At 34.9% G+C, this 15,157-nt stretch carries 16 protein-coding genes; 6 read left to right on the top strand and 10 right to left on the bottom strand.

Going from position 1 to position 15,157, the window contains the following annotated elements; all coding sequences use genetic code 11:
* Positions 1-51: 51 nt before the first annotated feature.
* A complete protein-coding gene (gene glmM, locus ACZZZI_RS20155; protein ID WP_463490998.1) occupies positions 52-1,437 on the bottom strand; it encodes a phosphoglucosamine mutase in 1,386 nt (461 codons plus the stop codon).
* Positions 1,438-1,844: 407 nt separating this feature from the next.
* On the opposite strand from glmM, the gene ACZZZI_RS20150 reads away from it, so the two are divergent.
* Genes ACZZZI_RS20150 through ACZZZI_RS20140 form a run of 3 tightly spaced genes read left to right on the top strand, consistent with a single transcriptional unit; the run spans position 1,845 to position 3,856 of the window.
* On the top strand, positions 1,845-2,576 hold the full coding sequence (locus tag ACZZZI_RS20150; protein ID WP_344764511.1) for a class I SAM-dependent methyltransferase: 732 nt from the start codon (positions 1,845-1,847) through the stop codon (positions 2,574-2,576).
* Entirely contained in the window at positions 2,573-3,136 is a 564-nt protein-coding gene (locus tag ACZZZI_RS20145) for a phosphatase PAP2 family protein (protein WP_344764510.1), read from the top strand. Before ACZZZI_RS20150 ends, ACZZZI_RS20145 begins: the two co-directional genes overlap by 4 nt.
* A gap of 3 nt (positions 3,137-3,139) precedes the next feature.
* Complete coding sequence (locus tag ACZZZI_RS20140) at positions 3,140-3,856, top strand: ZIP family metal transporter (protein WP_316757985.1); 717 nt, start codon at positions 3,140-3,142, stop codon at positions 3,854-3,856.
* Positions 3,857-3,889: 33 nt separating this feature from the next.
* Here ACZZZI_RS20140 and ACZZZI_RS20135 read toward each other — a convergent pair whose 3' ends face one another.
* The 8 genes from ACZZZI_RS20135 to ACZZZI_RS20100 form a co-directional block, all read right to left on the bottom strand.
* The gene (locus ACZZZI_RS20135) at positions 3,890-4,033 is read right to left on the bottom strand and encodes a DUF5522 domain-containing protein (RefSeq protein ID WP_344764507.1); all 144 of its coding nucleotides are present in this window, start codon (positions 4,031-4,033) and stop codon (positions 3,890-3,892) included.
* Positions 4,034-4,106: 73 nt separating this feature from the next.
* Complete coding sequence (locus ACZZZI_RS20130) at positions 4,107-5,048, bottom strand: MBL fold metallo-hydrolase (protein WP_463490994.1); 942 nt, start codon at positions 5,046-5,048, stop codon at positions 4,107-4,109.
* 79 nt (positions 5,049-5,127) lie between these two features.
* A complete protein-coding gene (gene coaE, locus ACZZZI_RS20125; RefSeq protein ID WP_316757989.1) occupies positions 5,128-5,733 on the bottom strand; it encodes a dephospho-CoA kinase in 606 nt (201 codons plus the stop codon).
* The gene (locus tag ACZZZI_RS20120) at positions 5,733-6,680 is read right to left on the bottom strand and encodes a YbbR-like domain-containing protein (protein ID WP_316757991.1); all 948 of its coding nucleotides are present in this window, start codon (positions 6,678-6,680) and stop codon (positions 5,733-5,735) included. Before ACZZZI_RS20120 ends, coaE begins: the two co-directional genes overlap by 1 nt.
* 118 nt (positions 6,681-6,798) lie before the next feature.
* Positions 6,799-7,116 (bottom strand): preprotein translocase subunit YajC, encoded by a 318-nt coding sequence (yajC, locus tag ACZZZI_RS20115; RefSeq protein ID WP_463490991.1) that lies wholly within the window; start codon positions 7,114-7,116, stop codon positions 6,799-6,801.
* Between the two features lie 30 nt (positions 7,117-7,146).
* A complete protein-coding gene (locus ACZZZI_RS20110; RefSeq protein ID WP_344764502.1) occupies positions 7,147-7,593 on the bottom strand; it encodes a DUF1573 domain-containing protein in 447 nt (148 codons plus the stop codon).
* 1 nt (position 7,594) lies between these two features.
* On the bottom strand, positions 7,595-8,545 hold the full coding sequence (nusB, locus tag ACZZZI_RS20105) for a transcription antitermination factor NusB (RefSeq protein ID WP_316757994.1): 951 nt from the start codon (positions 8,543-8,545) through the stop codon (positions 7,595-7,597).
* Positions 8,546-8,589: 44 nt separating this feature from the next.
* The gene (locus ACZZZI_RS20100; RefSeq protein ID WP_344764500.1) at positions 8,590-9,678 is read right to left on the bottom strand and encodes a Glu/Leu/Phe/Val family dehydrogenase; all 1,089 of its coding nucleotides are present in this window, start codon (positions 9,676-9,678) and stop codon (positions 8,590-8,592) included.
* A 108-nt stretch (positions 9,679-9,786) separates the two neighbouring features.
* Between ACZZZI_RS20100 and ACZZZI_RS20095 the strand changes: the two genes are divergently transcribed.
* From ACZZZI_RS20095 to ACZZZI_RS20085, 3 genes are all read left to right on the top strand, one after another.
* Positions 9,787-11,577, top strand: a complete 1,791-nt coding sequence (locus ACZZZI_RS20095; RefSeq protein WP_463490988.1) for an ABC transporter ATP-binding protein — start codon at positions 9,787-9,789, stop codon at positions 11,575-11,577.
* A 78-nt stretch (positions 11,578-11,655) separates the two neighbouring features.
* Entirely contained in the window at positions 11,656-11,979 is a 324-nt protein-coding gene (locus ACZZZI_RS20090; RefSeq protein ID WP_316757997.1) for a DUF3276 family protein, read from the top strand.
* 289 nt (positions 11,980-12,268) lie between these two features.
* Entirely contained in the window at positions 12,269-13,813 is a 1,545-nt protein-coding gene (locus tag ACZZZI_RS20085) for a M20/M25/M40 family metallo-hydrolase (protein ID WP_463490985.1), read from the top strand.
* A 322-nt stretch (positions 13,814-14,135) separates the two neighbouring features.
* On the opposite strand, the gene ACZZZI_RS20080 is transcribed toward ACZZZI_RS20085, so the two are convergent.
* Complete coding sequence (locus tag ACZZZI_RS20080) at positions 14,136-15,140, bottom strand: cytochrome d ubiquinol oxidase subunit II (protein WP_316758001.1); 1,005 nt, start codon at positions 15,138-15,140, stop codon at positions 14,136-14,138.
* Positions 15,141-15,157 lie beyond the last annotated feature (17 nt).

Here is a 15,157-nt window from a genome sequence, read left to right as displayed (position 1 = left end):
ATTACACCAATCAAGGTGATTTCGTTCATTAAATCTTTTTGCTTCCCTTAATTAAAGGTGCAGTATTTCTTTTATATCAGCGATGATTTTATTGGCCAGATTCTCTGCAATCGTTTCATTTTCAGCCTCACTGTAAATACGAATAATAGGCTCGGTGTTCGAACGGCGTAAATGCACCCAGGTTTTGTCAAATTCGATTTTCAAACCATCAATTGTACTGTAGGGTTGGTTTTTGTATTTTTCCTCAACCTGTTTCAATAATTTATCGATATCCATTTCTGGCGTTAACGTTATCTTATTTTTCGAGATATAATATTGAGGATAACTGCTTCTTAATACCGAAATAGATTTGCCAAACTTAGCTAAATGTGTTAAAAACAAAGCAATTCCAACTAAAGCATCTCTGCCATAATGCGATTCAGGATAAATAATACCGCCATTGCCCTCGCCACCAATAATTGCATTGGTTTCTTTCATTTTATTTACCACATTTACTTCGCCAACTGCCGAAGCATTATATTCCGAACCAGCTTTTTCAGTAACATCGCGTAAAGCACGGGTAGAGGAAAGATTTGAAACCGTATTACCTGGCGTATTTTTCAATACGTAATCAGCAACTGCAACCAAAGTATACTCTTCGCCAAACATGCTGCCATCTTCGTTTACGAAACATAAACGGTCAACATCTGGATCTACAACAATACCTAAATCGGCATTTTGTTTTTGAACTTCTTTAGAGATTTCAGTTAAATTCTCAGGAAGCGGTTCTGGATTATGAGGGAAATGACCATCAGGTGTGCAATATAATTCGGTAACTTTAGTTACCCCCAATGCTTTTAAAAGCGCTGGAATAAAAATGCCACCAGTCGAATTTACACAGTCAATTACAACTTTAAAATCAGCTTTTTTAATGGCTTCAACATCAACTAAAGGCAATGCTAAAACTTTATCAATATGCTTTTGCAGGTAGGTATCGTTTTTAATAACCTTACCCAATTTATCTACCTCGGCAAATTCGAAAGCAGCACTTTCTGCTAAATCTAAAACTTCTTTACCATCTAAATCGCTAATAAATTCGCCATCAGCATTTAGTAATTTTAAAGCATTCCATTGTTTTGGGTTATGGCTTGCAGTTAAAATAATGCCACCACCAGCATTTTCATCTGGTACGGCTACTTCTACAGTTGGGGTAGTCGATAATCCTAAATCAATAACCTCAATACCCAAACCTTGCAAGGTGCCAATAACTAAATTATTAACCATTTCGCCCGAAATACGAGCATCTCGGCCTAAAACAATTCTTTTATTACCCGTTTTTTGAACTACCCAGCTTCCAAAAGCAGCTGTAAATTTTACTATGTCTATCGGTGTTAGGCCGTTTCCTGCCTGTCCGCCAATAGTTCCTCTTATTCCTGAAATCGATTTTATTAAAGTCACTTATTTTATATTATATAGATTTCAAAAATAAGAAAAAAAACAAGATAGAAGGCAATTCTAAGCAATTTGCGAACTTAATTTACATTGTCCTAATATCTATTTATACCATGTATTTAGTAGAAATATTTAATCAATCGTTTGTTATAAAATAGCTTAGAAAAGCAATTTCAACGCCTTTCGGTTTCTGCAGTCCCGCCCACGTTTCAAGTCCGCTCCCGATGAAAAATCGGGATTGCGGGCTTTCTCACTTCGGTCGGGTTTAGCAAGCAATTTTAATGCATTTATTTACGGTGCCTTTCTAATTGCACTTTAATATTGCAATATTGTTGCATAAAAGTATATCGCTCTCTTCTCATGCTAAGCTAAAATCTTATATTTGCATCTTTTTATTATACAAACGGCTTTCTATGCAACGCAAATGGTTTCAGTATTGGTTTAATTCGCCATATTATCACATTCTTTATCAACAAAGAAACGATGCCGAAGCCGAGTTTTTTATCGATAAATTAACAGATTTTCTAAAACCACAGCCAGAAGCAAAAATGCTCGACATTGCTTGCGGAAAAGGCCGACATTCTATTTACCTCAACAAAAAAGGTTTTGATGTAACTGGAATCGATTTATCCGAGCAGAGCATAAAATATGCCAAGCAATTCGAAAATAACAAACTGCATTTTTTGGTACACGATATGCGTAGGTTGTTCTATATCAACTATTTCGATATTGCATTAAATCTGTTTACTAGTTTTGGCTATTTCGATACCGAGAAAGACCACGTTAACGCTTTAAAAACATTTAGAAAGTGTTTAAAAGCTAATGGGATCTTAGTGTTAGATTATTTCAACACCGAAAAAATAGTCAGAAATTTAAACTCCTGCGAAACAAAATCACTTGATGGTATTAACTTCAACATTACCAAAAATGTTGTAGAAGGAAAAATCATTAAGAAAATACATTTCGAAGATGAAGGCAAAATTTATAATTTCGAAGAACGGGTTCAGGCTTTCAGTTTTACGGATTTTGAACGGATGCTAACTAAAGCAGGTATGGTGATCGAAAAAACTTTTGGAAGTTATGCTTTAGATGATTTCGACGAATCTACATCCGACAGGTTAATTTTAATTTGTAAAAAAGCATGATAGAAAGCATTCAGCAATTTGATGTAGAATTGTTTCTGAAAATCCATCGCGGACTTTCGAACGGCTTTTTCGATTGGCTGATGCCGTTAATGCGTAACCGATTTTTCTGGTCGCCACTTTATCTTTTTATCATAATATTTTGCATAAAACAATATAAAAAGCAAGGTTATTACATAATTGCAATGGTGCTTTTTACTTTTGCTTTGGGCGATTTAATTGCCTCCAGAGTTGTGAAGCCATTAGTTTCGAGAGTTCGTCCGTGTAATGATTTTAGCCTTGCAAACAACATTATTCATCGTGTTCCGTGCGGAAGTGGTTTAAGTTTTCCATCAGCACACGCAACAAATCATTTCGCAATCGCAGTATTTTTAATTTGCCTGTTTTATAGTCGTTGGAAACCAATTTTGCCAATTGGAATATTTTGGGCTGCTATTATCAGCTTTGCGCAAGTTTACGTTGGTGTACATTACCCAGTCGATGTAATTACTGGTGCATTACTTGGAACGTTAATCGGTTTTTTCTGTTCCAGAATTTTTAAAAAACTACAACCTGATTTTTAAGCTATGGAAATCTGGAAAATTTGTGTGCTTTTTCTTTGTGCTTTTTTAGGTGGAGCATCTATTTTTTTGGTTAAAAGCGATAAATCTAAGCTGCTGAAACTTATTTTATCTTTTAGTGGTGCTTATCTTTTCGCTATAACTGTCTTACATTTAATACCCGATGCCTTTAGCGGACCAGATAAAAGTGAAATTGGTATTTTTATTCTGATTGGTTTCTTACTGCAGGTATTTTTAGAACAATTTTCTGAAGGCGTGGAACACGGTCACATCCACAAACATCACGATGGTCATGTTTTTCCATTTGGCATAATGATAAGTTTATGTTTACATGCCTTTTTAGAAGGGATGCCTTTGGCTAAAGATCAACACAATGAGTTAATTTTCGGCATTGCGTTACATCACATTCCAGCAGCTTTTGCCTTGGCTAGCATTTTAATGCAAAATCATTTTAAAAAGCAGAGTATTTTGATGTATCTGGTTTTATTTGCTGTTATGGCGCCACTTGGGTTTTATGTAAGCTTTGGCTTAAGTAATGGAACAATTGGTGGGGTGGAAGCCTATTTCAATAAAATAATGGGCATCGTAATAGGTATTTTCTTACATATTTCCACTACAATTTTATTCGAATCGAGCGCCGACCATAAAATTAATACGCGTAAAATGGTTGCCGTTTTATTGGGGATTGGGGTTGCTTTAATTGGTTTCTTTGCAGGACACTAGTTTTTTTGCTTAAAAGCCGTAATCTAAATCGAATTACTTTTTATCCTTCTTTTTTCCATAGCCCCAAGGACAATGCTTGCACTTATTTTTGCAGCAGTAACCACGCTTTAAATGATACGCTTCGGTAAAAACCATGAAACCATCTTCATTAAAATAGAAATCTTCGCCCTCTTTCATCTTAAATGAGTGAATTTTTGATTGCTGAATTGATATATTGTTATTTACAACGATTTATGGTGAAAGTACGACCTTAATTCAGGATTTTAACTTCTAGTTTATCTTTAAAATAATCTTTAAGTTGTCTTCCGTCGCCGTGTAATGTCCAAACTTGTTTAGGTTTTACCTTTTCTATGGTTTCTAAAATTGCTGCCCAATCAGCATGATCGGAAATGTAAAGGGAAATACCGTTTTGCTGCTGCAAGTTTTTCCAGCCAGAAGCAAAAGCCCTGACAACATTTATCGCTTTGTGATAGCTGTGAAAAACCATTGGTGGCACTATGTAAACTTGATGCTCCAGGTTATTTTTCATCACCTTTCTATCGTACATTTTATAGGCTCCCAATTTCATACCATAATCTTCGTAAATTTTCACAAAGGGCATAATACTATGGTGAACCATAATGTTTTTAGTAGGGCAATGCTTATTTAGCAACTGAATAATCCGCTGACTTTTACCCAACGCATAAGCACCAAGCATAATATTTGCATTGGTTTCATTTAGTTTTTCTATTTCTTCAATCGGCGATGGGTGCTTGGTATCGGGATTAGCAAAGGTACTTTCTGTAATTAAAACATCAGCCTCAACAAATTCAAAAGGTTCGCAGGTCGAGTCTGGCTCAATTTTATAATCACCAGTGTAAAGGTATTTTATACCATTGTATTCCATTAAAACTTGTGCAGAACCCAGAATATGTCCAGCAGAATAGAAAGTAATCGTTACATCTTTTATCTTAAATGACTGGTGGTAAGCTTTTATATGAAAATCAACAGCTGCAAATTTACGATAGCGATGCTTCATGAAAGTTTCAGTAGCTGCCGTGCAATATACATTCTGACTTCCACCAATTGCGTGGTCGCCGTGAGCATGAGAAACCACTGCTTCTTTAACAGGCTGCTGTGGATCGAGGTAAAAATCGCCATAAACACAGTATAATCCCGTTGGAGTTATGGTAATAAAGTTTTCTAAAATCATAGGCAAGATTTGTAGGATTTAAAGATAAGGCAGGATTTTAGGAGAATAAGCAAAATTAGTTAAAGGATCATTTCGAGAATTACTTCTTATTTGAAGCAACTTCTAAAAACTTTTTGTGTAAAACTAACACTTGCTCGATAATTGAATACTCTTCATCGTTGGTGATAAAATAATTTGCCATCTTAGCTTTCTCTTCATCGCTCAGTTGCTTATCCATTCGGGCTTTTACCTGTTCAGCTGTAACACCATCACGTTGCATTACTCTTTTCAATTTTAGGTCGATAGGGGCGGTTACTAAAATGGTCGTATCACACATTTTATAAGATCCACTTTCAAAAAGTAAGGCAGCTTCTTTTAAGGTGTAGGGAACCTCGTTTGAAATGCTTTCTTCCCAGGTATCAAAAGCTCTAAATACCGCAGGATGAACCAAAGCATTCAGTTTTGTTAATTCAGTTTCGTTATTAAATACAATTGATGCGATATGTTTATTGTTCAATTTTCCATCTGCAAAGTAGCTTTTCTCACCAAAGGTTGATTTTATTCCCCTGATAAGTATGTTATCCTTAACCATGATTTCTTTAGCAACAGTATCTGCATAAAATACTGGGATGCCTAAAACTTCGAAAACTTTACAAACTGTAGTTTTACCACTGCCAATACCACCTGTTATACCAACTTTATACATTATTTTTCTACTACGAAATCTACTTTAGAAGGAACAATTTTTACTAGTTTGCAGTAATCTGGAAATTCGGTAAGTGTTACTGTTAATTGACTGTGGTGTAAATTCAGCCAATCTTCTGCATCAACGGTTGCAGTAATAAAATTTTCATCAACCTGATTGTAATAATTTAAAGCAACTAAAAAAGTAACATTTACTTTTTTAGGGTACAATTTTATACTATTGTAATTTTTATTGTTCTTAATTTTGAGGGGCACTGAAACAGTTTTTTCAGTAAATTCATCAACAGGTAACTTAACTTCTACGCTTGAGGGGAAAATGCTCACATTTTTGTGTGTACTATGCTGCATCGTTACTCGAGCTGTAGCACTATTCTGTACTTTGCTCAATTTTAAGGTGTCTGTTAACCACTCTTTAATTCGATCAAGTTCTTCAAGTGGCCCAGTAACAGTAACATATTTTGGATTCAGTTTTATTTCACTGGAAACTCCATACTGTTTTACAAATTCTATCTTTTTAACCAATCTTATCTGCACTTTTTTTACTGTTCTTTTGGTAAAATCGAAATACAATGTATCTGGCTTAACTGAAATTACCTTTTGAGCACTTTCGAGTTGTTTATTAACATTATACAGCTGGTCTGAAAAAACAATAAAATCTCTATTGCTTAATTGGTTCAAATTTACAGAAATAGATTGAGGGCTAATCCTTAACCTGGCAAAAAGTAATTGCCAGCCTGTTCCTTCAACTTGTAAGTCGACAGTATCAGATTGCAAAGGATGAAAAGCACGATTTTGAGGAAAATTCTTATAAATAAGAACTGTTTTTGCCGTATAAACATATTTATTATTTAGCGCCATAAAAAGCCATGCTGCTATTGCCAACAATAGGCAGGCTAACAAGCTCAGTACACGTCTTCTCTCTATTTTTGTTAATCTAATAAAGGGCATAATAAATATAAAAATGGTTTTGAAAAGGAAAACCAATGCAAAACGCTACATCCCAAATGTAATAAAACAAAAACAGTCCCGAAAGTTTTCGGGACTGCTCTTTATATTATTTGTTTTTTTAAGCTTTTGCTGGAGCAATTACTGCCTTTGTAGCATCTAAAGAAACAGCTGATTTGTCGAAACGAAATTTAGCTCCAAATTCAGATTCAATTACAAATGTAGTATCGTTCATATCGATAATTTTACCGTGCATACCTGCAGTTGTAATTACCTTGTCGCCTTTACCTAATTCAGCTACTAATTTTTTATGATCTTTTGCCTTTTTAACTTGCGGGCGAATCATGAAAAAGTAGAAAACTACCATGATTAATACCATTGGTACAATTGTACCTAACATACCACCACCTGCTGCTTGTAAAATTACTGTTGATGTCATTTCTTAATTTATTTGTGTTGTTTAATTTTTTTATTTTTTAGCTAACACTTCGCCAACCAAGTGCACTGTATTTATATTTGGGTTTGCATTTGATGTTATAGTCACCACCTTATCTTGCATACCAGCTTTACCTAAGCTGTTAAAAATTACTTTAATTACGCCTTCTTTTCCTGGTAATATAGGCTCTTTAGGTGTTTCTGGGATTGTACAGCCACAAGTCGCCGTTGCATTCGAAATAATTAAAGGACTTTTACCCGTATTTTTAAACTTAAATTCGTGTTCTACACTTGCGCCTTCTTCAATTTTTTCGAAATCGAAAATATCACGTTCAAAGGTAATAACAGCCGCATCTGCAGGTGCTATTGCCGAAGTTGAATTTTCTACTGCAGCAGTTGAAATTTCTGCAGTGCTGTTGTTTGCATTACGGCAAGCTGCAAAAGATAGAGTAGTAATAGCAAGGATGAATATTTTTTTCATTTTATTCTTCAATTAATCCGCGACCAAGCTTTTTAATGGTATTTGTTTTCTTAAGATCGCCTAAAATTTTGTCTAAAATACCGTTTATAAATGAATTACTTTTCGGTGTACTGTAATCTTTTGATAACTCCAGGTACTCATTAATAGTAACTTTTACAGGGATTGAAGGGAAATTAAGCAATTCGCAGATCGCCATTTTCATTAAAATAGTATCCATTAAGGCAATACGTTCCGATTCCCAGTTTTTTGTCCGTTCGGCAATCATTTCCTGGTATTTTACATCATTTTGTAAAGTATGAAGGAATAAATCTTGAACAAACTTGCTGTCTTCAATCCAATCTGCGCTAATTTCAGTTAGCTTATTTTTAAATGGATCATCAGAGGTAAAGTTTTTAAGCGTTTTTGCAACCATGCCTTTCATCACTTCATGATCAACCTGCCAGTTTATAAACTTCTCTTCGAAAACCTGAATAATAGCCTGGTTTTTAAGGATAATTTTTCTGAAAATGTATTTGATAATATCTTTCGATGATTCTAAACTTTCGTTTGTATCTGCAAGATATTCAGCATATTCTTTAGATGCTTTTAAAGAGTTGTAAACTGTTTTGCGGATTTCTGGATCGAAGCCCCAATCTACCTTGTATTTTTTAACCGCCGAAATGTATTCGGGGTTTTGCTGCATTAAAACACTAAACTTGTTATGCAACAATTTCATGTTTGGATTCATATCCTCTGCAGTTTTTAGGTGCTTATTTGCACGCTCTGCAGCATCGTTGGCTGTAAACTCGGTAACTTCTACCATTAACGAAAGCATCCAGATGTACATTTCGTACACACTATCGATACTCTGCATTAAAGTTTTTAAATCACCTTTAATGTCTTTTTTGTCTGCCATTTGCCAAGCAAAAATATTTTGCAAAGCTTTAATTCTTAAGTGCCTTCTATTTAACATGAATGTAAGAACGAGTGTGGTTTGTTAAACCGATTAATAAATATTTAATATGTTGATTTAATTTTTTTAATATCTGCAATGCGTTTTTCAGCAATACGATTTGCTGCAATGTTGGTCGGTATTTTTTCAGCTTTACTTAGTTTAATTACATTTCTGGTAGCATCGTAAATATTTTCAGTAAGCTGAACGGTACGTTTTTTTCCAAAGCCCGTTAACTCAGAATAACAAGAAATCAATCCGCCTGCGTTTATAAGATAATCTGGCGCAAATAATATGCCTTTTTTCAGTAGTAACTCGCTATCTAAAACTTCATCTTTTAATTGATTATTAGCTGATCCTGCAATAATTGCAAAATTCATACGCTCGATAGTTTTATTGTTAACCGTTGCACCCATTGCGCAAGGGGCATAAACATCAGCATCTATACCAAAAATTCGATCTGCTTCTATTGGTTTTGCCTTGTATTTACGAGCTACATAGGTTAATTGCTCCTGGTTAATATCGCTGATTAAAACTTCGGCATTTTCCTTTCTAAGTAAAGCAACCAAATGTTCGCCAACGTTGCCAATTCCTTGTACTACGACTGTTCTGCCTGCAAGCATATCCGTGCCAAAAACTTCTTTAACACTTGCTTTAATCCCTAAATAAACACCTTGAGCGGTAAAAGGAGCAGGGTTTCCAGCGCCACCAATTGATTCTGGTACGCCTGTAACGTGATTGGTTTCCATACGGATATATTCCATATCACGTGTGTTGGTGCCCATTTCTTCAGCAGTTATAAACTCACCATTTAGGTTTTTAATAAACCTGCCATAGCTACGCATTAAACTTTCTGTTTTGTCTTTTCTAGAGTCGCCGATGATAACACCTTTTCCGCCACCCAAATTTAAGCCTGTAATTGCCGATTTATAAGTCATGCCGCGTGATAATCGTAGAGCATCTTCCAAAGCTTCAGCTTCAGTAACATAACTCCACATGCGTGTTCCGCCCAAAGCGGGACCCAAAGTGGTATCATGAATGGCTATAATTGCTTTTAAACCAGAGTCGGGATCATTACAGAAAACCAACTTTTTGTGCCCGTAAGCACTTAATTGCTCTAAAATGGATGAATCTGATGAAAAATTTGCTGGCATAATGAACGTTAGGTAAACCTGCTGCAAAATTAAAATAAAAAACCATTATTACACGATTTTAACTAAACTATAACAAAATTTGTTGCGCTTTGGCTAAGTTTGTACAGTATGAAACACCTGAGTCGATTAAATAAATACTTTCTAAAATATAAATGGTGGATTATTCCTGGAAGTATTTTCGTTGTAATATCTAACATTTTTGGAGTTGTACCTGCTCAGGTTATTGGTTATGCAGTAGATTTAATTACAGAAAATATACAGGTTTATAGTTTGTTTAATGGTTTTAACCGTCAGCAAATTATCTACGATATTTTTAGCCAAACCTTGCTGTTTTTTGGTTTGCTAATTATCGGTTTATACCTACTAAGAGGACTATTTCTATTTTTCATGCGGCAAACCATAATTTTAATGTCGAGGCATATTGAATTCGATATGAAGAACGATATTTATCAGCATTATCAAAAACTGAGTTTAGGGTTTTACCGCAGAAATAATACTGGCGATTTAATGAATCGGGCTACTGAGGATGTAAATCGTGTTCGAATGTACGTTGGGCCTGCTATAATGTACACAATAAACACTTTTGTTTTATCTGTATTAATTATATGGTCGATGTTTGATGTAAATTCTAAACTCGCTATTTATTGCCTTTTACCGCTTCCGTTTTTGGTTATTATTATTTATTACGTAAATACTTTAATTTTCAAAAAGAGCGGAAAAATTCAGGAACGTTTATCTCAGCTTTCAAGTTTTGTACAAGAACGTTTTTCAGGAATCAGAATAATAAAATCTTACGTAAGGGAAGATTATACACGTAATATGTTCGAAATTCAGAGCAACGAGTATAAAAAAGATTCGATGAGTTTAGTAAAGGTTTCTGCTTTGTTTTACCCAACAATGCTTTTACTTATCGGTTTAAGTACTATTTTAACCATATACATTGGTGGTGTACAGGTAATGAATGGGAGCATAACGCCAGGGAATATTGCAGAATTTATAATTTATATTAATCAACTTACTTTTCCGGTAACCATGTTAGGCTGGGTAACTTCTCTCATTCAAAGAGCGGCTGCATCACAAAAAAGAATTAACGAATTTTTAGATATTCCATCGGATATTCAATCGACCAATAAAGAAGAACATGTATTAAAAGGGAATTTAAGCTTTAACGATGTAAGTTTTACTTATGCAGATACAGGAATACAAGCATTAAAAAATGTAAGTTTCGAAATTAATAGCGGCGAATTTGTTGCCATAATTGGTAAAACAGGATCAGGAAAATCGACACTTGCGAATCTTATTATGCGAATGTATGACGTAGAAAATGGTTCAATTGCTATTGATGGACAAGATTTGAAGTCGTTAAACTTAAAAAACTATAGAGGTCAGATTGGTTTTGTGCCACAAGAGGTTTTTCTTTTTTCTGACTCCATTAAGAACAATATTGCTTTCGGTTTAGATACCGTAACGGATGACGAAGTTTACGATGCTGCAAAAAATGCGTCGGTGTATAATAACATTATCGATTTCGAAGAAAAGTTTGAAACTATGCTCGGAGAACGTGGAATTACACTTTCTGGCGGACAAAAACAACGCGTATCCATTGCAAGAGCTTTAATTAAATCTCCGAAAATTTTGATCTTCGATGATTGCCTTTCGGCCGTTGATACCAAAACAGAAGAAGAGATACTTCAAAATCTTGGAAAGATTATGAAAGGAAAGACCAGTATTTTGATTGCTCACCGAATATCGACCATAAAAAACGCAGATAAAATATTGGTATTGGATGATGGAAGAATTATTGAACAAGGTACACATAATGAATTGCTTAGCTTAAATGGTAGTTATACGGAGCTTTATAATAATCAGCTTTTAGAAGAAGAAAGCCGAACAAGTTAATTTGTGTTAAATTCTATTTTGAACTTTAAATATTTGCTTTATATTTACCGAAACCAAAAACCAACATCAATACCAACCATGGGAGAATTCGACAATAAAGAGAGAGAAGAAGTTTTTTCAAAGAAAGTAAGAGCAGGTAAGAGAACTTATTTTTTCGACGTGAAGGCTACTCGTTCAGGTGATTATTACTTAACAGTTACCGAGAGCAAGAAAAGATTAGAAGACGGTGTGTTCGTAAAACATAAAATCTTTTTATACAAAGAAGATTTCGAAAAATTTGCAGAAGGCCTTACAGAAACTGTTGAATATATTAAAACTCACCAGGATGTTGTTGAAAAACGCTACGAATATTCTGAAAATGGTGAGCACAGCACAAAAGCAAACGACGATTTTTCTTTTTAAGTAAATACAATTTCAAAAAAAAGTCTTGATGAAAATCAAGACTTTTTTTTGTGAATTATTTTTAACGCTCCTCGGTTTATTCCATTTAACCTTTCGTTTTATCGAGATGAAAATCGAGAGATTGTAGTCATCCATACATATTGTTTGCTTAAAGTTTTTTTAAAAATCTTAAAGTTTTCGTCTTTATAGAAATGTAAGGTTGAACTGGTACTGCAACATTTCTATTAATATCCTTTTTAAAACTACTTAATCTTTAAATTAGCTCCATCAATTAAAACTAACCCTTATTATGAATAAAAAACTACTCTTCCCAACTTTGCTTTTATTTACTTCCTCTTTTGTTTTTGCACAAGATAAAGTGGTAAATAATATTGTAAAAGAAGTAAATGAAAACTCTCAGCTAGAAAAACTGGCTCACGAGCTATTAGATGTTGTTGGACCACGCTTAGTTGGCTCGCCACAAATGAAACAAGCAAATGATTGGGCAGTTAAAAAATACAGTGACTGGGGAATCTCTGCGAAAAACGAAAAATGGGGCGAATGGGCAGGCTGGGAGCGAGGTGTTACTCATATTGATTTAGTAAGCCCGAGAGTAAGAACATTAGAAGGTACACAATTGGCATGGAGTCCATCTACAAATGGAAAAACGATTAACGCTGAAGCCATTATTCTTCCAACAATTACCGATTCTGTTGCTTTTCAGAAATGGTTACCAAGTGTAAAAGGTAAGGTTGTATTAATTTCTTTGAATCAGCTTTCTGGCCGACCAGAAAAAAACTGGGAAGAATTTGCAACAAAAGATTTATTCGAAAAATTTAAAAAAGAAAAGGCTGAAGCTTTAAAAGCATATACTGCAGGTATAGCTAAAACGGGTTATAATGCAAAAACACTTCCTGTAGCTTTAGAAAATGCTGGTGCAGTTGCAGTGGTAATCAATAACTGGTCGCAAGGTTTTGGTGTTGATAAAATATTTGGTGCAAACACAACCAAAGTTCCAACACTGGATTTATCGGTTGAGGATTATGGTTTAGTTTACCGTTTGGCTTTAAATGGAAATAAACCGATGTTAAAGATCGAATCTGAATCTAAAAAATTAGGTACTGTACCAACTTTTAATACCATTGCCGAAATAAAAGGTAAAGAAAAACCAAACGAATATGTAATGTTATCGGCTCACTTCGATTCGTGGGATGGTGCAAGTGGTGCAACAGATAATGGCTCTGGTACAATTATGATGATGGAAGCCATGCGCATTTTAAAGAAATTCTATCCAAACCCTAAAAGAACAATTTTGGTTGGCCATTGGGGAAGTGAAGAACAAGGTTTAAATGGCTCAAGAGCTTTTGTAGAAGATCATCCTGAAGTTGTAAGCAACTTACAAGCTTTATTTAACCAGGATAATGGTACAGGTCGTGTGGTTAATATAGGCGGACAAGGTTTTGCTAAATCGAAAGATTATATCACACGTTGGTTGGCTAAAGTGCCCGATACGATTAAAAATCAAATTAAAACCAATTTCCCTGGTACACCAGGCGCTGGTGGTTCTGATTTTGCTTCATTTGTAGCTGCTGGTGCTTTGGGTTATTCTTTAAGTTCTACCAGTTGGGATTATGGAACCTATACTTGGCACACCAACCGCGATAGCTACGATAAATTGGTTTTTGACGAGATTAGAAGCAATGTAATTTTAGCCGCAATTATGGTTTATATGGCTAGTGAAGATCCTGAAAAAACTTCTACAGAAAAATCGACTGATTTACCTGTAAATGAACGTACTGGAAAACAAGCAACCTGGCCAGTTCAAACAAAATCGAATAGAAAAGGTGGTATGTAAATAAAGCGTTTTATAGATTTTAAAAGGAGCACTTGGAAACAGGTGCTCTTTTTTTATGCATTTGCTTTTAGTTTCTAGATCTGTCTTACCCAAAATAAACCCGATAAAGTGGAAATACTTTTTTGATTGTAGCAACTTTAAACGAAGTTTCTGCAAGCGATGAAACAGATTGTTTGTTCCTCATAATGACTGAGGTTTAAAAAAGATTGGAACGAGAGCGGGACTTTCGTAAGCAAAGAACTACTGCCATTGCTTTTCAAATAACTTTTTTAATTTCTATTTCCATATAGATTGCGTCGTACGTGGCAATGATGAAAAGCCCTTACTCTTCTTTTTTCTGAAACTTGTAAAACAAATATCCAAGAAAGGGAAGAATTAAGACACTACCTAATAGCAAAGCTAAACCTAAGCTGTAAATGGTTTTCTCAGGTCCAACGGTTTCGAAAAGGGAAATGGTATTTCCGTTTTTTAATCGGATAAAGTTTGGAAAGTGCGCATAACTAATGGCTAATAAAATCATAGTAACCTGGAAACCAGCCAGTACGCGTAAAATTTTTGTTTTACCTTTTATTAATAAATACCAAAGTAAAACCAGCGATAAAGTTGCTAGAATAATAGCCGAAAGGCCAATCGTGTTTTTAAATACCCAATCGATAAGTGGAATTTTATCTCGTTGTGCGGCGATAAAAACCATTGCTCCAAATACAACAGCTGCAATATTCATAAACTCGGCCTTTTTGATAAACCGACGTTTATCATGTTCTTCATTGGTTTCGCCAATAAGATAAATAGCCGCTAAAAAGCCACATAGTGAAACTGTAAAAAAGCCCACAGCTACGGAAAACCAGTTTAACCAGCCCCAAACGTAAGCCGACAAAAAATCGTTGGCTTGTGTATCGATATGGCCTGAAATTAAACTGCCTGCAATAATGCCTAAGAAAAGCGCTGTAACGAAACTTGAATACCTGAATATTCGATTGTACAGCCATTGCATATCATCTTTTACGGCATCATAATGACGAAATACGAAAGCCGTACCACGGGCAATAATACCAATAAGCATAATTAACAAAGGAATATGAAGGTAAACCGACATGGTGGTATAAATTCGAGGAAAGCCTACAAATAAAATTACAATTGCAATAATTAACCACATGTGATTGGCTTCCCAAACTGGACCAATAGCCTGATACATGGTTTTTCGGGTTTTGCTTCTGTTTTTGGCAGACGTAAAAAGCTCGATTATCCCTGCACCAAAATCTGCTCCACCTAAAAGGAAGTAAAGCAATATTCCTAAACATAAGAAGGTGATTACAACGTATTCCATATTTATTTTTTTACCAA

It is taken from the genome of Pedobacter sp. AC190 (assembly GCF_979258025.1).
The sequence above is the reverse complement of the archived record's forward strand: the minus strand, read 5'-3'. Positions and strand labels throughout refer to the sequence as shown.